Below are 21,163 nucleotides of genomic sequence, written 5' to 3' on the forward strand. Positions count from 1 at the left end.
AGTGCTTCTATGGGATGGGTCAGCGTATGCAAAGCATCGTACGTTAAACCAGACTCGCCTTTTTCGGCGAGTGTAGGGGATAAGCGTATTGGCATTTATGTTATTGATAGTGAATATTTCGCGATGGACGATGTTTGTCCTCACGCCAATGCATTGCTTAGTCCGGGCTTTTTTGATGAAGGCACCATTGAATGTTTATTACACGGTGCCGTATTTGATGTGAAAACCGGTAAATGCCTGCGGGAGCCGGGAGATCGCGATTTGCAAACTTATCCAGTACGGCTTGATGCCGGGCAGATTCAGGTCAATCTGACTGAAAGCTAAAGTAGGGCCGAAGTAAAAAATGCCTGCGTTGGAGCAGGCACAGCCAATATATACTGATTCAGTTTACTGGCCGCTAGCAATACGCTGGCGGATATGGTCAGCCCGGGCCTGTGAGGACGGATGATCATCAAACATGCTGCTGGTGCGACCAGCGTCCATGGTTGCCAGTTTTTCGAAGCTGGTGACTAAACCTTGTGGGTCAATACCCTGTTTTTTCAGTAAGTCGAAGGAGTAATCATCGGCTTCACTTTCTTGTTTCTGGGAGAACTGGGCGTTAACCAGTTTCTCGCCAATATCTGCCAACTGGGACTGAGAAAGCTGACCAGTAATGCCGCCCGCGGATGCAGCCGCAGTGCGCAGGGCGGTTGTACCATAAGCCACTTGCATCGCTTTACGGGTATGCCCTAATGCGACATGGCCCATCTCATGGCCGAGCACCGCTTCCACTTCATTGTCTGTCATCATATCCATTAGGCCGCTATATACACGAATACAGCCATTTGCCATCGCCCAGGCATTAACATCTTTCGTGATGTAAACCTTATAGTTGGCTGGCGTGCCATTGATATTATCACCTAATGCGGTTGAGATTTTTGCCAGCCGTTTACCGTAGGCGCTATCAGCGGAAGCTACCTGGGCTTTCTGATCCATTTCCACGCAAGATTTTTCACTGAGGCTTTTTACATCAGCATCACTCAGGGTTGCTGCTTGAAATGCCTGAGCACCAGACTGCATTAAGCCATCGGCATTCATATTTTGGCAGCCGCTAAGCAGTGCCGTAAGGCTCAGTGCAATCATCGAGGTACGAATTTTCATAACACTTTTTTCCTGTGGTTATGCCATTTTTATCATTGGATGAGTCAGTTCTATAAATGAGGACAACTTATTAATTGTGATTATCAATTCATGGTTATCGGCTTATAACCATTTTCACATTCTCACCATCTATTGCATTAATAGCTGTTGAAACGACGGCGGTTGTTCTACTCTGTCGGCAATAGGTCTTGCCTGAAAATGTTATTGCAAAGTAGGGTTTGTACTGGCCCTGTTTGCAAAAACGAGCACTTGTGGCCATCGAGCGTTTAACTCGCTCATTGTGTGGCTAAAAACGTTGCGAGGTTAACGTGCCTTGGACGTTACCGCTATAGCTTTATTCTGAAAATCAGCAGATTCCATTAGTCATTAATATGGAAGTTATAGCTCATTTGGTTTTAGTGATTGCCGTTTCAATGCTGAGTCTGAGAAAATGGTAAACTTGAACGCTTTTTTAATCCGACCTGGAGTAAAACATGTCCTCTCGTAAAGAGCTTGCCAACGCGATCCGCGCACTAAGCATGGACGCAGTGCAAAAAGCGAATTCCGGCCACCCCGGCGCCCCTATGGGTATGGCAGATATTGCCGAAGTTCTGTGGCGTGATTACCTGAACCATAATCCAACCAATCCACACTGGGCTGATCGCGACCGTTTCGTCTTGTCGAATGGTCACGGCTCCATGTTGATCTATAGCTTGCTGCACCTTACTGGCTATGATCTGCCAATGGAAGAACTGAAAAACTTCCGCCAACTGCATTCTAAAACGCCAGGTCACCCTGAATATGGTTATACCGCAGGCGTAGAAACAACCACTGGCCCGCTGGGTCAGGGTATCGCCAATGCCGTGGGCTTTGCGATTGCAGAACGCACTCTGGCCGCGCAGTTTAACCGCTCAGGCCATGATATTGTTGATCACCATACCTATGCCTTTATGGGTGACGGTTGCATGATGGAAGGTATCTCGCACGAGGTTTGTTCTCTGGCGGGTACCATGAAGTTGGGTAAGTTGACCGCTTTCTATGATGACAACGGTATCTCCATCGACGGTCATGTTGAAGGTTGGTTCACTGATGATACTGCTGCCCGTTTCGAAGCTTACGGCTGGCATGTGGTTCGTGGTGTTGATGGCCATAACGCTGATTCCATCAAAGCTGCCATTGAAGAAGCCCACAAAGTTACCGACAAACCATCTTTGCTGATGTGCAAAACCATTATCGGTTTTGGTTCACCGAAAAAAGCCGGTACCCATGACTCTCATGGTGCACCACTAGGTGCTGATGAAGTTGCTGCAACCCGTGAAGCATTGGGCTGGAAATACCCGGCATTTGAAATCCCACAAGATATTTATGCTGCATGGGATGCCAAAGAAGCGGGTCAGGCTAAAGAAGCGGCCTGGAACGAGAAGTTCGCCGCTTATGCTAAAGCGTATCCAGAACTGGCTGCTGAATTCAAACGTCGCGTAAGCGGTGAACTGCCAGCTAATTGGGCGACTGAATCCAAGAAATTCATCGAAGAATTGCAAGCAAACCCTGCCAAGATTGCCAGCCGCAAAGCGTCACAAAATGCGCTGGAAGCTTTCGGTAAGGTACTGCCTGAATTCCTGGGCGGCTCAGCTGACTTGGCACCGAGTAATCTGACTATCTGGTCTGGCTCTAAGTCATTAGGCGATGATCTGGCGGGTAACTACATTCACTACGGTGTCCGTGAGTTTGGTATGTCTGCCATCATGAATGGCATTGCCCTGCACGGCGGTTTCATTCCTTACGGCGCAACCTTCCTGATGTTTGTGGAATATGCCCGTAACGCAGTGCGCATGGCTGCACTGATGAAAATCCGCAGTATCTTTGTTTACACCCATGACTCTATCGGTCTGGGCGAAGATGGCCCAACCCATCAGCCCGTTGAGCAGATGGCAAGCTTGCGTGTGACGCCAAACATGAGCACTTGGCGCCCATGTGACCAGGTTGAGTCTGCAGTAGCATGGCAGTATGCACTGGAACGTAAAGATGGCCCAAGTGCACTGATCTTCTCTCGTCAGAACCTGGCACAACAGCCACGTACTGCTGAGCAGTTAGCGAACATTTCTAAAGGCGCTTACGTGCTGAAAGATTGTGCTAGTCAGCCAGAATTAATCTTTATTGCAACTGGCTCTGAAGTTGAACTGGCAGTAGCTGCTGCGGATCAACTGACAGCTGCTGGCCGTAAAGTGCGTGTTGTGTCCATGCCATCAACTGATGCATTCGACAAGCAAGATGCTGCTTACCGTGAATCTGTATTGCCATCAGCCGTTAGCGCTCGTGTTGCTGTTGAAGCCGGTATTGCCGATTACTGGTACAAATATGTTGGCCTGAATGGCGCTGTTGTGGGCATGACTACCTTCGGTGAGTCTGCTCCAGCGGAATTGCTGTTCAAAGAGTTTGGTTTCACCGTAGAAAATGTGGTGGCGAAAGCTCAGGCGTTGTTGAAATAAACTACAACGCTACCAACCCATGCTATGGCTTTAAGTAAGAAGCGATAGTCGGGTGTAAATGGTGATGATAATCCCGGTAATACACCTGTTAAAAGACTGCTTCGGCAGTCTTTTTTTTCGCCAATTGATGGATGAATTGTGCCCTTTAACAGGCAAATATTCCCTTTATGATTAGTTTGGTTTATTCTGGCTGAAGCGTTTCAGTCATGATTCAATTTCTACTTCAGTTCAATTCTCTGAGGAAAATGCCGGGAGTATTCTGGCTGAATTGTGATAAGACGATTAACATCTTAGGGTGCGCTGAAGTACGCTATGGGGTTGCATGATAATAACCAGAAACAGGAAGTAGCATGACAATCCGCATAGCGATAAATGGCTTTGGCCGAATTGGCCGTAGTGTTTTACGTGCATTGTATGAATCAGGTCGCCGGGCAGAAATTTCAGTGGTTGCGATTAACGAGTTAGCTAATGCAGAAGGGATGGCCCATTTGTTGAAGTATGACTCCAGCCATGGGCGGTTTGCTTGGGATGTTCGTCAGGAATGTGACAAATTATACGTCGGGGACGATATTATCCGGCTGATACATCAGCCAGAAGTTGAGCAGTTACCCTGGGGTGAGTTAGGAATTGATGTTGTTCTGGATTGTAGCGGTGTGTATGGCAGCCGTGCAGATGGCGAGGCGCATTTAGCCTCCGGTGCTAAAAAGGTACTGTTTGCCCATCCCGGTGGCCACGATTTAGATGCTACGGTGGTTTATGGGGTTAATCATCAGGATTTACAGGCAGAGCATCGAATTGTTTCCAACGCTTCCTGTACCACCAACTGTATTATTCCTATTATTCAGTTGTTGGATGTGGCTTATGGCATCGAGTCTGGCACTGTCACCACCATTCATTCATCAATGAATGACCAGCCGGTTATTGATGCTTATCATCAGGATTTACGTCGTACCCGAGCAGCAAGTCAGTCAATTATCCCGGTTGATACTAAACTGGCGGCAGGGATTACCCGTATTTTTCCGAAGTTTTGCGACAGGTTTGAAGCTATCTCGGTACGGGTGCCTACAATCAATGTCACAGCGATAGATTTAAGTGTTAGCGTGACAAGCCCGGTTGGCGTGGTTGAGGTTAACCAGCTTTTGCAAAAGGCAGCAAGAGGTTCATTTCGTGGTATAGTTGACTATACGGAATTACCATTGGTGTCGACGGATTTTAACCATGATCCGCACAGTGCGATTGTCGATTGTACTCAGACGCGGGTCAGTGGGCAGCACCTGATTAAGACGTTGGTATGGTGCGATAACGAATGGGGTTTCGCCAATAGAATGTTGGATACGACATTGGCGATGGCCAAAAGTGGTTTCTAGTATGGCATGTTAACGTACTGTTTTTCCGTGGTTTATTGCGGTTGTTTCAGTGTTGATGTGCAGCTTATGCAACTTTAAAGAGAATCAACAAGAGGATTCACCATGTCTGTAATTAAGATGACCGATCTGGATCTGGCTGGTAAGCGTGTGCTGATCCGTGCGGATCTCAATGTTCCGGTAAAAGATGGCAAAGTGACTTCTGATGCGCGTATCCGTGCATCTCTGCCAACAATTGAGATGGCACTGAAGCAAGGCGCTAAAGTAATGGTTACCTCTCACCTGGGTCGCCCGACCGAAGGCGAGTACAACGAAGAGTTCTCCTTGCTGCCAGTGGTTAACTACCTGAAAGACAAATTGTCTGCTCCGGTACGTCTGGCGAAAGATTATCTGGATGGCGTTGAGATTGCAGCTGGCGAGTTAGTTGTTTTGGAAAACGTTCGCTTTAACAAAGGCGAAAAGAAAGACGACGAAACGCTGTCCAAGAAATATGCCGCACTGTGTGATGTGTATGTAATGGATGCTTTTGGTACCGCTCACCGTGCGCAAGCTTCTACTCACGGTGTCGGTAAATTTGCCCCTATCGCCTGTGCCGGCCCGCTGTTGTCAGCCGAGCTGGAAGCCTTGGGTAAAGCACTGGGTAATCCAGCGCGTCCAATGGTGGCTATCGTTGGTGGTTCTAAAGTTTCCACCAAACTGACCGTGCTGGGTGCGTTGTCTAAAATTGCAGACCAACTGATTGTTGGTGGCGGTATCGCTAATACCTTCGTTGCCGCTCAAGGCAATAATGTCGGTAAATCTCTGTATGAAGCAGACCTGATTCCAGAAGCTAAACGTCTGCTGGAAACTTGCGATATCCCAGTTCCTACCGATGTTCGTGTTGCTACCGAGTTCTCTGAAACTGCGGCTGCGACACTGAAACCTGCTAACCAAATCAAAGATGATGAGCAAATTCTGGATCTGGGCGACGAATCTGCGGAACGTCTGGCTGAGATCTTGAAAAATGCCAAAACCATTCTGTGGAATGGCCCAGTTGGTGTGTTCGAGTTCCCTAACTTCCGTAAAGGGACCGAGATCGTGGCTCGCGCCATCGCAGAGAGCGAAGCATTCTCTATCGCCGGCGGTGGTGACACTCTGGCAGCAATCGACTTGTTCGGTATCGCTGACCAAATCTCTTACATCTCTACCGGCGGCGGCGCTTTCCTTGAGTTCGTAGAAGGGAAAAAACTGCCAGCGGTCGTGATGCTGGAAGAGCGCGCTAAGCAGTAATTTAGATAACGGGGGGCGAGAGCCGCCCGTTTCGCTTTTCACTCATCGCCTGCGGGCTTTGAGTTGTGCGAAAACCGATTTACATTTAGGGCCTATCCTCCCGGATAGCTGCTATCTTCAGTCGACGAAACAGGACAACGTACATGTCTAAAATTTTTGATTTCGTAAAACCAGGTGTCATCACAGGTGATGACGTGCAGAAAGTGTTCGCAGTAGCCAAAGAAAACAACTTTGCTCTGCCAGCAGTTAACTGTGTCGGCACCGACTCTATCAACGCAGTGCTGGAAACAGCAGCCAAAGTGCGTGCGCCAGTTATCGTTCAGTTCTCTAACGGTGGTGCAGCATTCATCGCAGGTAAAGGCGTGAAAACTGACGTGCCACAAGGCGCGGCAATTCTGGGCGCTATCTCTGGTGCACACCATGTACACCAGATGGCTGAGCACTATGGTGTTCCAGTCATTCTGCATACCGACCATTGCGCTAAGAAATTGCTGCCATGGTTAGACGGCTTGTTGGATGCTGGCGAGAAACACTTTGCTGCAACCGGCAAACCACTGTTCTCTTCTCACATGATCGACCTGTCTGAAGAGTCCCTGGAAGAAAACATCGAAATCTGTAGCAAATACCTGACTCGTATGTCAAAAATCGGTATGACGCTGGAAATCGAACTGGGTTGTACTGGTGGTGAAGAAGATGGCGTAGACAACAGCCATATGGACGCATCTTCTCTGTATACTCAGCCGCAAGACGTTGATTATGCTTACGAAAAACTGAACGCAATCAGCCCACGTTTCACTATCGCTGCTTCTTTCGGTAACGTACATGGTGTTTACAAACCAGGTAACGTGAAACTGACCCCAACTATTCTGCGTGATTCTCAGGATTATGTTTCTAAGAAACACAATCTGCCGCACAACAGCCTGAACTTTGTGTTCCATGGCGGTTCAGGTTCTACTGCTGCTGAAATCAAAGAAGCCGTAAGCTACGGCGTAGTTAAAATGAATATCGACACCGATACCCAATGGGCAACATGGGAAGGTATTCTGAGCTACTACAAGAAGAACGAAGGCTATCTGCAAGGCCAACTGGGTAACCCAGAAGGTGCTGACAAGCCGAACAAGAAATACTACGACCCACGTGTGTGGCTGCGTTCTGCCCAGACCAGCATGATCACCCGTCTGGAATTGGCATTCAAAGAACTGAACGCAGTCGACGTACTGTAATTCAGCTTAGCTTTGAAGACCTAAAAGGCCCTACGGGGCCTTTTTTCGCTTTGTGAGTGATTGAAAACGGTTTATGTTGGCTCGTCTTTACGCCAGATCGGCTTGTTAAGCTGCGTCGCCAAATCAATTAATACATCCATCTGCTCGTCTGTCTGCACCATCCGCGGCCCACCTTGTTCACGCAGGGCTTTAATTATTGACTCCAGGCTCAGTGATGATTTTGGGTTGATCAATTCCATTGCGGCAATAAGTTGCCCGGTACGGCCAACACCGGCGCTACAATGAATTACTGGTAAAGTTTTACATTCAGCTTCAACGGCTTGACTCCCCTGTTTTTTGAAACTATCAAGTGCCCGCAGGTGTAGCTGTGTAACCTCTTGGGCCAATGTTTGTATGGTGTTTTTGTCGAAAGCGGTATGGTCTTGCCAGTTTTTAACATGAGCGATATTTATTGGTATTGTTTTATTTTTGGCATCTTTCAATTTCATTTCATAGCAATCAATATCAATCTTATCTACCAGCTTTGATATCCAGTTTTTCTTAGTTCCTTCCTGACTGAAATAATCTGGATGCGGTAATGGATATTTGTGAAATGAATTATCCAGCATATTGTTATCAGCAATAATGACGACTAAAGTTACGCGTTTTTCTGCCAGCATTGCTTTAAAATCGCTGACGCCAGAAGCCGTAGGATATTGGCTACGTATCACTCCCTTATCTGTTCCTAGCTGTATATGGTTAGCGGGTAGAGCAATATTGTTGGGTGCCATGATAGCGGTTTCTATCGGTGTGGTTATGTCGGAATATCTTTGATTCTCCTTGTTTATTATTTGGTTTCTGTCATTCCATATTAAGCTCTGCTGATGGGAGTTAAGCGAATCTAGTAGATTTTGGGCGTCTGTTTTGGGCTGGTTATCTTTAATAGGATTCAGGTTGAGGGGAAGGTGGAATGGTTTAATTTTAGGCATGGATTTTTTCTCAATGAGTGAACAGGATGGCCTAACTCCCTCATGCTAAATCTCTCCAGCTAATGTTTATTCTATAAATACTCTATTTTTTCTATGAGCTGAAACTAGCTAATATTGCTTCAAGCAAGAGTAGTGATATTTATTTATTACTATCAAAATTGGCAACACATCCTATTGTTCGTTACCCTAAACAGGCATGACTACCCTATTAGTCATCAATTGGTGGTAAATTTTGCGTAATCTCCCCTGTGGGAACTTTTTTGTGGATGGTTAAAATGGAAGAACTAAACGTAGTTGATAGTATCAATGACGCCAGTACTTGGTTTATTGATAATCAGGATTTACTGATTCAATATGCCGTTAATCTTGTTGCGGCGCTGTTGATCCTGATTGTCGGTTCGATCATTGCCAAGGTTGTATCTCGCATGCTTGGCCGGGTCATGAAATTACGTGGTATTGATATCACGGTTGCAGATTTTCTGGCAGCGATGGTGCGCTACAGTATTCTGGCCTTTACCATTGTGGCGGTGCTTGGCCGTCTTGGTGTGCAAACCGCCTCGGTGATTGCAGTTATCGGTGCCGCTGGCTTGGCCGTCGGTTTGGCGCTGCAAGGTTCTCTGTCCAACTTTGCTGCAGGCGTATTGCTGGTGGCCTTCCGTCCGTTTAAAGCGGGTGAGTATGTCGATCTGGGCGGTGTCGCCGGTACTGTGGTGCAGGTGCAGATTTTCTCAACCACTCTGCGCACCGTAGATGATAAAATCATCGTGGTGCCAAATGGTAAAATTATTGCCAACAACATCATCAATACCAGCCGCGAACCGAATCGCCGTACAGATATGGTTGTTGGTGTGGCTTATGATGCTGATATTGATGTGGTAAAAAAAGTATTGGGTGACATCATTGCCGCTGATTCACGCATCATGCACGACAAAGGGGTGACGATACGTCTGAATGAGATGGCACCTTCATCATTGAATTTCACCGTGCGTGTCTGGACCACCAACGGTGACGCAATGGACGTGTATTGGGATCTGATGGAGAATTTCAAACGCGCGCTGGATGCTAATAAAATTGGTATTCCTTACCCGCAGATGGATGTGCATTTGCATCAGGTAACCCCCGCAGAATCTAATACAGCAGCATGAAATAAATAATAGCGATACGGGCTGCTATTGGGCCCGTTTCTCTCCTTTTCTTCTCATCCATCTGGCTCTATTTTCTAATTATAAGTTTTACTTATAGTTGATAAGAAATATCAATTTCCTCTGATGGTAATCTCCCCGTAATATGCTGCTCATTGCTTTCCTATTCCCTCGGTCAATACTGAGGATTATTTAAAGGTAACAGTATGTTAGCTATTTATTTGCAAGGTTTTGCTCTCAGTGCTGCGATGATTTTGCCCCTAGGACCGCAAAATGCCTTTGTGATGAATCAGGGAATTAAGCGGCAGCACCATTTAATGAGCGCCGGGCTTTGTGCTCTCAGTGACATCATCTTGATTTGCGCTGGTATTTTTGGTGGCAGCGCTTTATTGAGCCGCTCGCCATTACTGCTAGCACTGGTAACTTGGGGCGGGGTGGCATTCCTATTGTGGTATGGCTGGGGAGCCGTCGTGGCTGCCTGGCGTGGGGATAATATCTCCGCCTCTGCTGTCGCAGGTGCTCAAGGGCGCTGGCGTATCATCGTGACACTATTGGCAGTCACCTGGCTTAATCCACATGTTTATCTCGATACTTTTGTGGTGCTGGGGAGTCTCGGCGGTCAGCTATTGCCTGATGTGCGACCCTGGTTTGCGTTCGGTGCTGTAAGCGCCTCTGTTACATGGTTTTTTGCATTGGCGCTACTGGCTGCATGGTTATCACCGTGGTTAAACCGCCCAACTTCGCAGCGAGTGATTAATCTGCTGGTAGGTGGCGTGATGTGGTTTATTGCTTTCCAGTTAGCGAGTCAGGGATTAAATCTGTGAGTTTTTATCATTAATCTGAATCCCATGGCTCCTAAGATATGCTACGGTTGATATGTTAATTTGGGTTATTGACGGCAAATTAATCATGTTGCCAATGAGAGTCAAGTGAGTGTAATTAACTGCAAATATATTTGTGACTAATTTAATTCACTGGTTATCTAACCGCAGCAGACTTATTTGTCATGCATATTTTAGGAGGCTCCGTGAAGTTGAAGACATTGGCTTTGGCCGCAATGATGGGATTAGGGACGTTACCTTTGGCGCTACAAGTTCAAGCTGCCGAAGTGCCAGAAGGGCCGCATGTTGTCACCTCCGGTACTGCCAGTGTGGATGCGACCCCGGATATTGCTACTATCGCAATTGAAGTCAGCGTATCTGCCAAAGATGCCGCAGATGCCAAAAAACAGGCAGATACCCGCGTGGCGCAATATTTTGATTTCCTGCGTAAAAGTGGCATTGATAAGAAAGACATCAATGCGGCTAATATCCGTACTCAACCTGAATACGATTACCAGAAAACCGGTGAAGCAGTATTGAAAGGCTACCGTGCGGTGCGTCAGGTTCAGGTCACACTGCGCCAGCTCGATAAATTGAATGAATTACTGGATGGGGCGCTAAAATCGGGTCTTAATGAGATTCGTGCCGTAGAGCTTGGTGTGGCTAATCCAGAGACTTACCGTGAACAAGCACGTAAAAAGGCCATCGATAACGCGATTAGCCAGGCAGGTTCTCTGGCCGAAGGATTTAAGGTCAAACTGGGGCCGGTGTACAGCATTCGCTATCATGTGGCTAACTACCAGCCAATGCCGGTAGCGCGTATGTTTAAGAGTGCCGAAGCTGCACCGGCAATGGATGCTGCTCAAACTTACGAACAGCAAACCATCCATTTTGATGATCAGGTTGATGTGGTGTTTGAGCTACAAACCAGCACCAGCACTCCAGCCGCTGCTAAATAAGCTAGTCTTGCCGTAAAACCTGACGCCCGTAAGATAACAGGGCGTCAGTGACCTTTCTCATTGTTCGGCTTTCTGGCGCAAATCGGTGCCAGAACAGCATCCGCCGTTGCAATAGCCCTGGCGTCAAATTAATCAGCTCACCGGATGCCAACTCTTTTTCGATTTGCAGATGCGGGATCATACAGCAAGTGGTGCCTTGTCTTGCCAACTGCACAAAGGCTTCCGACGAGTTAACGATATGGCAGGGCACACTGCCCGGCGATAAATCAAAATTCTGCTGCAAAAACGCCTGATGCATATCATCCAAATGGTCAAAAGCAACTGCCGGTGCTTTCAACAATGCCGAGCGCGTGACGCCATTGGGAAAATACCGTTCAGCGAAGGGCTTAGATGCCACAAACAGATAATCCAGCGCCCCCAATTGGTCGACCAAACAGCTCGGCAGGGGTTGAGGTTGGATACTGACTGCGCCCACGACTTCGCCGCGACGTAGCCGCTCTTGTGTTCGGGTTTCATCTTCAACTTGCAGGTTGAGCCGAATCGGTGAGTCTGCCAGTACCGGTTTCAATGCTGGCAGCAGCCAGGTCGCCAAACTGTCGGCATTGACCGCCAATGACAGCAATAGCGGAGTATCGCCGCCACTATCATTACCGAGCCACTCTTCCTCCAGCAGTTCAACCTGATGCAGTAGTGCGAGCAGTTTCTGCCCTTGTTCGGTCGGGCGAGGTGGCACAGTGCGCACCAGCAGTGGCTGACCGAACAGGTTCTCTAACTGCTTAATGCGTTGAGATACCGCCGATTGGGTGATACAGAGTTTTTGTGCCGCGCGTTCAAAGCCGCGTTCACGGATCACCGCGTCCAGCGCTTGTAGCGTACGGTAGTCTGGGCGTTTCATCGGAGTCATCTCTCCAAATATTAAGTTAATAAGGCACTATGCCACATTTTGATCATTTTTCTATGTTTGAATACCTCGGTACCCATCATAAATAAACCGGCATAACTGTGATCTTGCTAGAATTAACCGTGCTCCAAATGGGCTTTATTGCGACGATTTTTGGCGTATATGCTCTATAATGACCTCAGGTTTTCTTTCATATCAAGGCGCGAACATACCATGACTCAGGATGAACTTAAAAAAGCAGTGGGCTGGGCAGCATTAGATTATGTTAAACCCGGCACTATTGTTGGGGTTGGCACCGGCTCAACCGCAGCGCATTTTATTGATGCGCTTGGCTCTATCAAAGGTCAAATTGAAGGGGCAGTTTCTAGCTCTGACGCCTCAACCGCCAAGCTGAAAAGTTACGGTATTCAGGTCTTTGATTGCAATGAAGTCGATGTGCTGGATATCTATGTTGATGGTGCTGATGAAATTAACGGTCAGATGCAGATGATTAAAGGCGGTGGTGCAGCATTGACCCGCGAAAAAATTATTGCGGCCATTGCCCGTAAGTTTATTTGTATCGCTGATGCATCCAAGCAAGTTGATGTATTGGGGAGATTTCCGCTGCCGGTAGAAGTTATCCCTATGGCCCGTTCTTATGTTGCCCGCGAGTTGGTTAAGTTGGGTGGCCTACCAGAATATCGCCAAAATGTTCTGACGGATAACGGCAATGTTATTTTGGATGTCCATAATCTGACGATTTTGGATGCCATTGCACTAGAAAACAAAATTAATGGTATCGCCGGTGTTGTTACGGTAGGGCTTTTTGCCAACCGCGGTGCTGATGTGGCACTGATTGGTACCGCCGACGGCGTTAAGACCGTCGTTCTTAAGTGAACGGATAAACCTTGTTCAGGGTGTGGTTGATTGACTCACCCTGATAATTTTTGCCTTTAAATATCTTTTCTTAAAATGGTCAAATTTGGTGATATATATCACATTTACTCATTTCGTTTTCTTAACCTGCCACTAACTCTCTCCTCACCAGTTTTTTATTCCAGAAATTAACATTTGCACTGTTTGTTATGCTGATAGGTAAGCAATCGTTTGTATTGCTGCTCGCGTAATATTTGTTATGTTGGCTGGGTGCTGACCGGATTCATTCGATATCGGCAGCCACATCTGAAGTCTGAAAATAGGGTCGGGGACATGGCAAAAGTATCACTGGAGAAAGACAGAATTAAGTTTCTGTTAGTGGAAGGGGTGCACCAGAGCACGGTTGATAATCTGCGTGCAGCCGGTTATAGCAATATTGAATATCATAAAGGTGCCTTAGACACCGAGTCACTGAAAGAGTCTATTCGTGATGCTCACTTCGTCGGGATTCGATCGCGCACGCATCTGTCCGAAGAAGTTTTTGCTGCAGCAGAAAAATTGGTTGCAGTAGGTTGTTTCTGTATCGGTACCAATCAGGTTGATTTAGCTGCGGCCACCAAACGTGGTGTGCCGGTATTCAATGCACCTTTCTCCAATACCCGTTCGGTAGCCGAAATGGTACTGGGTGAGTTACTGCTGATGTTCCGTGGCATTCCCTCCGCTAACGCCAAAGCACATCGTGGTGAGTGGAATAAGCTGGCGGTAGGCTCCTATGAAGCCCGTGGCAAGAAACTGGGTATCATTGGCTATGGTCATATCGGTACTCAGTTGGGTATTCTGGCTGAAAGTGTCGGTATGAAAGTATTCTTCTACGACATCGAAAATAAGTTGTCGTTAGGGAATGCACAGCAGGTTCGCCATCTGTCCGATTTACTGAATATGAGTGATGTGATTAGCCTGCATGTGCCGGAAAATCACTCCACTAAAAATATGATTGGCCCTGAGCAGTTGGCACTGATGAAGCCGGGCGCGATGCTGATTAACGCCTCGCGTGGTACCGTAGTTGATATCCCTGCGCTGTGTGATGCATTGGCCAGTAATCATTTGGCTGGTGCGGCCATTGACGTTTTCCCTGAAGAGCCAGCAACCAATAAAGACCCGTTCAATTCACCTTTGTGCGAGTTTGATAATGTGTTATTGACTCCGCATATTGGTGGTTCCACTCAGGAAGCACAGGAAAATATCGGTGATGAAGTCGCCGGTAAACTGGCGAAATATTCTGACAACGGTTCAACGCTGTCGGCGGTTAACTTCCCGGAAGTTTCACTGCCAGCTCATGGCGATAATACCCGCCGCTTGCTGCATATCCATGAGAACCGCCCAGGCATTCTGACCAGCATCAACAAGATTTTTGCTGAGCAGAACGTCAACATCGCCGCGCAGTATCTGCAAACCAGCGCTGAAATCGGTTATGTCGTTATCGATGTTGAAACTGATGATGCGGAAAATGCAGAAAAAGCATTGCAGGCAATGAAGGCTATTCCAGGAACGATTCGCGCACGTTTGCTTTACTAATCTACTCTTTGATTTTGGCGTTTGCGGCTTGGCTGCAACGTCAATGTCATGTGGTGTATAAGTTCTTAAGAAATGGCTAAGCACCCGCTATCGCGAGATTTCGGGTGTTTTTTTATATCAAAAACTTTTACTCACCAGCGCCACACTTTTTCCGGCGTCACTATCTCCGGCAGCGGCACGTCCCAATGTTCACTCGGTAGATACTCTATGCGTTGGCAATCATGGGCCAGACCAATAGGATAGGGACCGCCATGCTGCCAGTGCTGTAGCGTACGGTCATAGAACCCTCCACCCATTCCCAAACGTTGCCCATGGTGGTCAAACGCGACTAGCGGGGTTATCACCACATCTAGCTGGTTTAAGGGCAAAACGTCGCGCACATCTAATTGAGGTTGAAGGATTTTCAGGCGATTACGAATCAGGTGACTATCGGGGCGATAGTTGAGAAATAACAGATTACCGAAGCTAAAAGGATGAAGAACAGGGAGGTAAACCCGTTTTTTCTGCTGCCACAATAACTCGATAAGTGGGCCGGTATCCAGTTCTCCATCAAAAGAGAGGAATACCGCAACAGTATTGGCTTGCTGAATTTTATTATGGGAAGCGATGTGTTTGGCGGCGAGATGTGCAGAATGTTGTTGTTGTTCAGGAGTCAACAGACGCCGACGCTCACGAATTTCACTGCGAATTTTTTGCCGCTCAAGGGCGTGTTGCGGATTCAAAGGCATATCATTGACTTATACCCGTTATACTTCAAGTTGCATGTGCGTTGGCTACGTTCAGTCACCCAAATCACTTACTCATGTAGGCTCACCGGGACTCACTTACGTGCTGCCTTCCTGAAACTCGAATTATTTAGGGTGTGAAAACATGCAGGTTGAGACAAGTGAGTAGAAAACGGCCTATATCAAAACGAACGTAATAACCAAAAGTACCGGTTGTACGATAAGAAAGGGATCTCCGAGATGCCGCCGCAGGCTGTAACCCTTGAACCCATGGTTCAAGGTGAACGCAGCGTCGCAACCTTAAGGCTTCTCGGCGGACCGAGCATGCGCACCAGTTACGGAGGCACTACATTCTGTTGGTATTAATTATCGGCTCAGGGGACTGACCCGCTGACAAACACCTCAGAGAAATTCTTTACTCACTACTGAATCTATCATTCAACAGCGATTTATTCAAACTGTGCATCCTGACGTTCAGAGATGCGACCTTGTTCAAGCAATGCCTGTTCAATGGTCTGTTGTAGCATCCGTATACGTTGCTCCATATTGGAGGCATAGTCACGGGTTTTCAATCTTTCCTGAGCCAATTCGTGACATACGTTCAATGCCGCGATGAAAACTAACTGCTCAGTATTGGTGACTCTAGTGCGAACTTTCAGATCTTGCAACCGTTGGTTAAGATCTTCTGCTGCCATGTTCAACGCATCTTGTTGTTCTGGCGGACAATTAACTCTTAACGAGCGACCAAAAATTTGAATATCTACCGGTTGTGCAGACATGCGACCTTCCTGACTAATTTCGCGCCAGCCCTGAAAAACAGAGGCAAATTGCTTGTAGCTGCAAAGCGGGCGTCACTATATATACCTCGATACCAAGATACAACCCTTTATCCCCATCATCCTTCAAATTGCAGTTGTACTGGCTATTCTCAATCACCCGAATCACTTACCGATGTAAGTTTATGCAGATTCTCGCGTTTGCCGCCTTCCTGCATCTTGAGATCTATAGGCTATATAGCGTTGCGTTTTCTGGTATAGCGACCTTTCTTGGTGGTAGCATAACACGAACTTATCCTGCCAACGATGACCAATACGCATGTCTATAGAGAATACATTACCAACTTACCAATCACTTGCCCTGGCATTAAACCAGCAAGCAGTGGCATTAACCCCTGCCGAAATGCACGGCCTAATCAGTGGCATGCTCTGCGGTGGCAGTAAAGACAATGGCTGGCGCACATTGGTGCATGACTTGACCAACGAGGGTGTGGCTTTCTCACAATCATTGGATTTGCCGTTACAACAGTTACATGAAGCAACACAAGAAGCACTGGAAAACGAAGGTTTTATGTTCCAGTTGCTGATCCCTGAAGGGGAAGAAATTACGGTTTTTGACCGTGCTGATGCATTATCGGGTTGGGTAAACCATTTCCTGCTAGGACTTGGGATGTTACAGCCTAAACTGGCACAAGTGAAAGATGAAGTGGGTGAGGCCATTGATGATTTGCGTAATATCGCTCAGCTAGGATATGACGAAGATGAAGATCAGGAAGAGCTAGCCCAATCGTTGGAAGAAGTTATCGAATATGTGCGTGTCGCGGCTATCTTATGCCATATCGAATTTACTCAAGAGAAACCGACAGCCCCAGAAATTCGTAAGCCGACATTACACTAAACGAACCAATGTTATGTTTTGAATGATGAAAACCGGATATTTCAGGAGGGTGTAATGACTCAGCAAGAATACCAGAATCGTCGTCAGGCGCTGTTGGCGAAGATGGCCCCAGGCAGTGCTGCCATTATTTTTGCCGCACCAGAGGCCACACGCAGCGCGGATTCTGAATATCCTTATCGTCAAAATAGCGATTTTAGTTATCTGACCGGCTTCAATGAACCGCAAGCCGTGCTGATTCTGGTGAAAAGTGATGAGACCCACAACCACAGTGTGCTGTTTAACCGGGTGCGGGATTTAACCGCAGAAATCTGGTTTGGTCGCCGCTTAGGACAAGAGGCCGCTCCCGCTAAGTTGGGGGTCGATCGTGCCTTACCTTTTGACGAAATCGACGAACAACTCTATTTGCTGCTTAATCGGCTTGATGTGATTTATCACGCGCAGGGCCAGTATGATTATGCTGATAAAATTGTGTTCGCCGCACTGGAAAGATTGCGTAACGGTTTTCGTAAAAATCTACGTGCACCAGCAACGCTAACTGACTGGCGTCCATGGTTGCATGACATGCGTCTGTTTAAGTCAGAAGAAGAAATCGCGGTGCTGCGCCGCGCCGGTGAAATCAGCGCGATGGCTCATACCCGTGCGATGGAAAGATGCCGCCCGGGTATGTTTGAGTACCAACTGGAAGGGGAAATTCTGCATGAATTTACTCGCCATGGTGCGCGCTATCCGGCGTATAACACCATCGTTGGAGGCGGCGAAAACGGCTGCATTTTGCATTACACCGAAAATGAGTGTGAACTGCGTGATGGCGATCTGGTACTGATTGATGCGGGTTGTGAATATCAAGGTTATGCCGGTGATATCACACGCACTTTCCCGGTTAACGGCAAGTTCACCCCGGCACAGCGGGAGATTTACGACATTGTGCTGGCATCCATCAATAAATCACTCGAATTGTACCGGCCGGGTACCAGCATCCGCGAAGTTACAGCACAGGTAGTCCGCATTATGATTACCGGTCTGGTTGATTTGGGCATCCTGAAAGGTGATGTTGAGCAACTCGTTACTGAACAGGCGCATCGGCCATTCTTTATGCATGGCTTGAGTCACTGGCTGGGGTTGGATGTACATGATGTCGGCGATTATACCAATAGCGATCGTGGGCGTATTCTTGAACCCGGCATGGTGCTGACCATTGAGCCTGGCCTGTATATTGCGCCGGATGCCGATGTTCCGCCACAATATCGCGGCATTGGCATCCGCATTGAAGATGATATCGTGATTACTGCCGACGGTAACGAAAATCTGACCGCCAGTGTGGTGAAAGATCCCGATGCTATTGAAGCACTTATGGCAGCGGCGAGATAACCAATGAGCGTGATAATTGTCGGTGGCGGTATGGCCGGTGCGACACTGGCGCTGGCTATCTCATCCCTTACGAAAGGGGCGGTGCCAGTGGCACTGGTTGAAGCCCAACGACCCGATAGCCAGCAGCATCCGGGCTTTGATGCCAGAGCCATCGCACTGGCACACGGGACATGTCAGCAACTCGATAGCATTGGTGTCTGGTCAGCACTGGCAGATTGCGCGACCGCCATTAAACATGTTCACGTCAGTGATAGTGGTCATTCCGGCTTTGTGAATTTACAGGCGCAAGATTATCGCGTTCCGGCGTTAGGGCAGGTAATTGAGTTGTTTGATGCCGGAAAACGGCTGTTTGCTTTGTTACAAAAAGCACCGGGGGTAACTCTGCATTGCCCGGCAAAAGTGGTTGATGTGGTTCGTACTGCGGAATCAGCCAGTGTAACACTGGATAACGGCCAACAACTGAGCGCCAAATTGTTGGTGGCGGCAGATGGGTCTCATTCTGCTTTAGCTCAGGCGTGCAATATTCAGTGGCAGCAGCAGGATTATCAACAGATTGCTGTGATTGCCAATGTCACTACCTCTGAACTGCCCAATGGCCGGGCCTTTGAGCGTTTTACTCGCAATGGGCCACTGGCATTGCTGCCGATGTCACAAGGGCGCAGCTCGCTGGTCTGGTGCCATGCGAAAGAAGATAAACAGCAGGTTGATAGTTGGGATGATGGCCGTTTTATAGCAGAACTACAGCGAGCTTTTGGCTGGCGCTTGGGGAGAATTCTGCATGCGGGTAAGCGTCATAGCTATCCACTGCAATTACTGACCGCCTCACGCCACGTTAGTCACCGTCTGGCACTAGTGGGTAATGCGGCCCAAACACTGCATCCGATTGCCGGTCAGGGGTTTAATCTTGGCCTGCGCGATGTGATGTCATTGGCTGAGACTATTGCACAAGCTGGCAAAGATCCCGGTAGCTATGAGGTACTCAGCCAATATCAACAGCGGCGTCAGCAAGATCAACAGGCAACTATCGGAGTGACTGATGGGTTAATTCGTTTGTTTGCCAATCGCTATGGGCCGCTGGTGGTTGGGCGCAATCTTGCTCTGATGTCAATGGAATGCATCCCTACCATTCGTGATGCTTTTGCAAGGCGGACTTTGGGCTGGGTTAAGCGCTAAATTAGTATTTATTATGGGAATGTATTTGAATGCAGTCATATGACATAGCTATAGTTGGCGGCGGTATGGTCGGCCTCGCACTGGCTTGCGGCTTACAAGGTAGTGGTCTGCGTATTGCCATTCTGGAGCATCAACCCGCTCAGGAGCCGCTGTTAGCTCCAGTTACCGGTGAATTGGCACTACGAGTCTCGGCGATCAATGCAGCCAGTGAGCGCTTACTGCAAAAAATTGGCGTGTGGGAAAGCATCTTAGCACTGCGCGCCAGTCCCTATAGTGGCATGGCCGTGTGGGATAAAGACAGTTTTGGCAAAATTGCATTCCATGCTGATGAATACGGGTTCAGCCACCTCGGACATATTATTGAAAATCAAGTTATCCAGCAGGCATTGTGGCAGCGAGCCAGCCAACTGGCAGATGTAACTCTGTTGGCACCGGCTAGCCTCAAACAAGTAGCTTGGGGCGAAAGTGAGGCTTTTATCACCTTAACCGATGATCGTATGCTCAGCGCTAAGCTGGTGGTTGGCGCCGATGGTGCTAACTCTTGGTTACGTCAACATGCCGATATTCCGCTGACATTTTGGGATTATGCCCATCATGCTTTGGTGGCAACGATTCGCACCGAAGAAGTCCATCAGGCCACGGCACGCCAAGTATTTCACGGTGACGGTATTTTGGCTTTCCTGCCATTTAATGACCCTCATCTCAGCTCGATTGTTTGGTCCGTCTCCCCTGAGCGAGCTGCTGAATTAGTTGCGCTACCAGCAGAGCAATTTAACCGCGAGTTAGGGATGGCCTTTGATATGCGACTGGGCCAATGTCAGCTCGAAAGTGAGCGACAAACCTTCCCGCTGACCGGGCGCTATGCACGTAGCTTTGCAGCCCATCGGTTGGCTCTGGTGGGGGATGCTGCCCATACCGTCCATCCGTTGGCTGGGCAAGGGGTTAATCTGGGTTTTATGGATGCCGCCGAATTAGTTTCTGAACTTCGACGTTTACAGCGTCAGGGGAAAGATATCGGCCAGCATCTCTATCTGCGCCGTTATGAACGCCGCCGTAAGCACAGTGCCGCCGTTATGCTGGCCAGTATGCAGGGGTTCCGTGATCTGTTTGCTGGCAGCAACCCCGCTAAAAAGCTGTTGCGTGATATTGGGTTAACACTGGCAGATAACTTGCCGGGAGTGAAGCCGCAGTTAGTGCGCCAAGCGATGGGGTTAAATGATTTACCCGATTGGTTAGCTGAGTAGTCTTGTGACTCGCTAAATCTCTTCTCAGTTGAAATAATCTAATTTCAGTACGGTTTTCGCATTAGTTTTTTTCACAGATAACCAAAGCCTGAAAAGTTGAATCCGACAGGGTTTTGGTTATTTAGTTATATAATATCGCTGTTTTTACTGTCTAATTGTTAATTATGTGCCTTTGTGCGCAGTTTTGCAGTGAAAAACTCTGCACAATACCCCTGCCTTTCGTCGTCTTAAAGCATGCTATTGCCTATTTTAGCTTATGGTTACCTGATGAATTCAGTGATAACGTTGGGCGAA

The 21,163-nt window shown here is 47.9% G+C and carries 19 protein-coding genes and 1 other RNA gene; 14 read left to right on the plus strand and 6 right to left on the minus strand.

What is annotated here, in order from left to right; translation table 11 throughout:
• Positions 1 to 9 precede the first annotated feature (9 nt).
• Complete coding sequence (locus DJ58_RS13030) at positions 10 to 324, plus strand: non-heme iron oxygenase ferredoxin subunit (RefSeq protein WP_032910291.1); 315 nt, start codon at positions 10 to 12, stop codon at positions 322 to 324.
• 63 nt (positions 325 to 387) lie between these two features.
• Here the strand turns inward: DJ58_RS13030 and loiP are convergent, their stop codons facing one another.
• Positions 388 to 1,140, minus strand: coding sequence for a metalloprotease LoiP (gene loiP / locus DJ58_RS13025; protein ID WP_004706825.1), 753 nt, complete (start codon positions 1,138 to 1,140; stop codon positions 388 to 390).
• A 473-nt stretch (positions 1,141 to 1,613) separates the two neighbouring features.
• Here loiP and tkt point away from each other — a divergent pair, with 473 nt between their 5' ends.
• The 4 genes from tkt (at position 1,614) to fbaA (ending at position 7,464) form a co-directional block, all read left to right on the plus strand.
• Positions 1,614 to 3,608 carry a transketolase gene (tkt, locus tag DJ58_RS13020; protein WP_032910290.1) on the plus strand — a complete coding sequence of 665 codons (1,995 nt, stop codon included), beginning with the start codon at positions 1,614 to 1,616 and terminating at the stop codon, positions 3,606 to 3,608.
• A gap of 350 nt (positions 3,609 to 3,958) precedes the next feature.
• Entirely contained in the window at positions 3,959 to 4,975 is a 1,017-nt protein-coding gene (gene epd, locus DJ58_RS13015; protein ID WP_004706823.1) for an erythrose-4-phosphate dehydrogenase, read from the plus strand.
• 102 nt (positions 4,976 to 5,077) lie between these two features.
• On the plus strand, positions 5,078 to 6,241 hold the full coding sequence (gene pgk / locus DJ58_RS13010) for a phosphoglycerate kinase (protein ID WP_032910289.1): 1,164 nt from the start codon (positions 5,078 to 5,080) through the stop codon (positions 6,239 to 6,241).
• A 143-nt stretch (positions 6,242 to 6,384) separates the two neighbouring features.
• Positions 6,385 to 7,464 (plus strand): class II fructose-bisphosphate aldolase, encoded by a 1,080-nt coding sequence (fbaA, locus tag DJ58_RS13005; RefSeq protein WP_004706821.1) that lies wholly within the window; start codon positions 6,385 to 6,387, stop codon positions 7,462 to 7,464.
• A 71-nt stretch (positions 7,465 to 7,535) separates the two neighbouring features.
• On the opposite strand, the gene DJ58_RS13000 is transcribed toward fbaA, so the two are convergent.
• Positions 7,536 to 8,432 carry a protein-tyrosine phosphatase family protein gene (locus tag DJ58_RS13000; protein ID WP_032910288.1) on the minus strand — a complete coding sequence of 299 codons (897 nt, stop codon included), beginning with the start codon at positions 8,430 to 8,432 and terminating at the stop codon, positions 7,536 to 7,538.
• A gap of 275 nt (positions 8,433 to 8,707) precedes the next feature.
• Here DJ58_RS13000 and mscS point away from each other — a divergent pair, with 275 nt between their 5' ends.
• The 3 genes from mscS (at position 8,708) to DJ58_RS12985 (ending at position 11,354) form a co-directional block, all read left to right on the plus strand.
• Positions 8,708 to 9,577 carry a small-conductance mechanosensitive channel MscS gene (gene mscS, locus DJ58_RS12995; RefSeq protein ID WP_032910287.1) on the plus strand — a complete coding sequence of 290 codons (870 nt, stop codon included), beginning with the start codon at positions 8,708 to 8,710 and terminating at the stop codon, positions 9,575 to 9,577.
• Between the two features lie 203 nt (positions 9,578 to 9,780).
• Positions 9,781 to 10,398 (plus strand): arginine exporter ArgO, encoded by a 618-nt coding sequence (argO, locus tag DJ58_RS12990; RefSeq protein ID WP_004706818.1) that lies wholly within the window; start codon positions 9,781 to 9,783, stop codon positions 10,396 to 10,398.
• Positions 10,399 to 10,601: 203 nt separating this feature from the next.
• Positions 10,602 to 11,354, plus strand: coding sequence for an oxidative stress defense protein (locus tag DJ58_RS12985; protein WP_004706817.1), 753 nt, complete (start codon positions 10,602 to 10,604; stop codon positions 11,352 to 11,354).
• A gap of 1 nt (position 11,355) precedes the next feature.
• Here the strand turns inward: DJ58_RS12985 and DJ58_RS12980 are convergent, their stop codons facing one another.
• The gene (locus DJ58_RS12980; RefSeq protein WP_004706816.1) at positions 11,356 to 12,249 is read right to left on the minus strand and encodes a LysR family transcriptional regulator ArgP; all 894 of its coding nucleotides are present in this window, start codon (positions 12,247 to 12,249) and stop codon (positions 11,356 to 11,358) included.
• A gap of 219 nt (positions 12,250 to 12,468) precedes the next feature.
• On the opposite strand from DJ58_RS12980, the gene rpiA reads away from it, so the two are divergent.
• Both rpiA and serA read left to right on the plus strand, forming a co-directional pair.
• Entirely contained in the window at positions 12,469 to 13,131 is a 663-nt protein-coding gene (rpiA, locus tag DJ58_RS12975) for a ribose-5-phosphate isomerase RpiA (RefSeq protein WP_004706815.1), read from the plus strand.
• A 312-nt stretch (positions 13,132 to 13,443) separates the two neighbouring features.
• Positions 13,444 to 14,685, plus strand: coding sequence for a phosphoglycerate dehydrogenase (gene serA, locus DJ58_RS12970; RefSeq protein ID WP_004706814.1), 1,242 nt, complete (start codon positions 13,444 to 13,446; stop codon positions 14,683 to 14,685).
• A 131-nt stretch (positions 14,686 to 14,816) separates the two neighbouring features.
• Here the strand turns inward: serA and DJ58_RS12965 are convergent, their stop codons facing one another.
• The 3 genes from DJ58_RS12965 to zapA form a co-directional block, all read right to left on the minus strand.
• Positions 14,817 to 15,413: a 5-formyltetrahydrofolate cyclo-ligase gene (locus DJ58_RS12965; protein ID WP_004706813.1), complete on the minus strand. Its 597-nt coding sequence runs from the start codon at positions 15,411 to 15,413 to the stop codon at positions 14,817 to 14,819.
• 225 nt (positions 15,414 to 15,638) lie between these two features.
• Positions 15,639 to 15,822, minus strand: a non-coding RNA gene (gene ssrS / locus DJ58_RS22645) — 6S RNA.
• Positions 15,823 to 15,859: 37 nt separating this feature from the next.
• Positions 15,860 to 16,189: a cell division protein ZapA gene (gene zapA / locus DJ58_RS12960; protein WP_004706812.1), complete on the minus strand. Its 330-nt coding sequence runs from the start codon at positions 16,187 to 16,189 to the stop codon at positions 15,860 to 15,862.
• A gap of 316 nt (positions 16,190 to 16,505) precedes the next feature.
• Between zapA and DJ58_RS12955 the strand changes: the two genes are divergently transcribed.
• The 4 genes from DJ58_RS12955 to ubiI are packed head-to-tail and all read left to right on the plus strand — an operon-like array spanning position 16,506 to position 20,869.
• Positions 16,506 to 17,084, plus strand: coding sequence for a YecA/YgfB family protein (locus DJ58_RS12955; protein ID WP_004706810.1), 579 nt, complete (start codon positions 16,506 to 16,508; stop codon positions 17,082 to 17,084).
• A gap of 54 nt (positions 17,085 to 17,138) precedes the next feature.
• Positions 17,139 to 18,452 (plus strand): Xaa-Pro aminopeptidase, encoded by a 1,314-nt coding sequence (gene pepP, locus DJ58_RS12950; RefSeq protein ID WP_032910285.1) that lies wholly within the window; start codon positions 17,139 to 17,141, stop codon positions 18,450 to 18,452.
• A 3-nt stretch (positions 18,453 to 18,455) separates the two neighbouring features.
• The gene (gene ubiH, locus DJ58_RS12945; RefSeq protein WP_004706808.1) at positions 18,456 to 19,625 is read left to right on the plus strand and encodes a 2-octaprenyl-6-methoxyphenyl hydroxylase; all 1,170 of its coding nucleotides are present in this window, start codon (positions 18,456 to 18,458) and stop codon (positions 19,623 to 19,625) included.
• 29 nt (positions 19,626 to 19,654) lie between these two features.
• Positions 19,655 to 20,869, plus strand: coding sequence for an FAD-dependent 2-octaprenylphenol hydroxylase (gene ubiI / locus DJ58_RS12940; protein ID WP_004706807.1), 1,215 nt, complete (start codon positions 19,655 to 19,657; stop codon positions 20,867 to 20,869).
• Positions 20,870 to 21,163: the final 294 nt, after the last annotated feature.

The organism is Yersinia frederiksenii ATCC 33641 (assembly GCF_000754805.1).
Taxonomy (GTDB): Bacteria; Pseudomonadota; Gammaproteobacteria; order Enterobacterales; family Enterobacteriaceae; genus Yersinia; species Yersinia frederiksenii.

What these genes read in the sequence shown, in the direction of transcription:
- DJ58_RS13030 (WP_032910291.1), top strand. Translation starts at nt 10, where the DNA reads ATGGGATGGGTCAGCGTATGCAAAGCATCGTACGTTAAACCAGACTCG.
- loiP (WP_004706825.1), bottom strand. Translation starts at nt 1,140, where the DNA reads ATGAAAATTCGTACCTCGATGATTGCACTGAGCCTTACGGCACTGCTT.
- tkt (WP_032910290.1), top strand. Translation starts at nt 1,614, where the DNA reads ATGTCCTCTCGTAAAGAGCTTGCCAACGCGATCCGCGCACTAAGCATG.
- epd (WP_004706823.1), top strand. Translation starts at nt 3,959, where the DNA reads ATGACAATCCGCATAGCGATAAATGGCTTTGGCCGAATTGGCCGTAGT.
- pgk (WP_032910289.1), top strand. Translation starts at nt 5,078, where the DNA reads ATGTCTGTAATTAAGATGACCGATCTGGATCTGGCTGGTAAGCGTGTG.
- fbaA (WP_004706821.1), top strand. Translation starts at nt 6,385, where the DNA reads ATGTCTAAAATTTTTGATTTCGTAAAACCAGGTGTCATCACAGGTGAT.
- DJ58_RS13000 (WP_032910288.1), bottom strand. Translation starts at nt 8,432, where the DNA reads ATGCCTAAAATTAAACCATTCCACCTTCCCCTCAACCTGAATCCTATT.
- mscS (WP_032910287.1), top strand. Translation starts at nt 8,708, where the DNA reads ATGGAAGAACTAAACGTAGTTGATAGTATCAATGACGCCAGTACTTGG.
- argO (WP_004706818.1), top strand. Translation starts at nt 9,781, where the DNA reads ATGTTAGCTATTTATTTGCAAGGTTTTGCTCTCAGTGCTGCGATGATT.
- DJ58_RS12980 (WP_004706816.1), bottom strand. Translation starts at nt 12,249, where the DNA reads ATGAAACGCCCAGACTACCGTACGCTACAAGCGCTGGACGCGGTGATC.
- rpiA (WP_004706815.1), top strand. Translation starts at nt 12,469, where the DNA reads ATGACTCAGGATGAACTTAAAAAAGCAGTGGGCTGGGCAGCATTAGAT.
- serA (WP_004706814.1), top strand. Translation starts at nt 13,444, where the DNA reads ATGGCAAAAGTATCACTGGAGAAAGACAGAATTAAGTTTCTGTTAGTG.
- DJ58_RS12965 (WP_004706813.1), bottom strand. Translation starts at nt 15,413, where the DNA reads ATGCCTTTGAATCCGCAACACGCCCTTGAGCGGCAAAAAATTCGCAGT.
- zapA (WP_004706812.1), bottom strand. Translation starts at nt 16,189, where the DNA reads ATGTCTGCACAACCGGTAGATATTCAAATTTTTGGTCGCTCGTTAAGA.
- DJ58_RS12955 (WP_004706810.1), top strand. Translation starts at nt 16,506, where the DNA reads ATGTCTATAGAGAATACATTACCAACTTACCAATCACTTGCCCTGGCA.
- pepP (WP_032910285.1), top strand. Translation starts at nt 17,139, where the DNA reads ATGACTCAGCAAGAATACCAGAATCGTCGTCAGGCGCTGTTGGCGAAG.
- ubiH (WP_004706808.1), top strand. Translation starts at nt 18,456, where the DNA reads ATGAGCGTGATAATTGTCGGTGGCGGTATGGCCGGTGCGACACTGGCG.
- ubiI (WP_004706807.1), top strand. Translation starts at nt 19,655, where the DNA reads ATGCAGTCATATGACATAGCTATAGTTGGCGGCGGTATGGTCGGCCTC.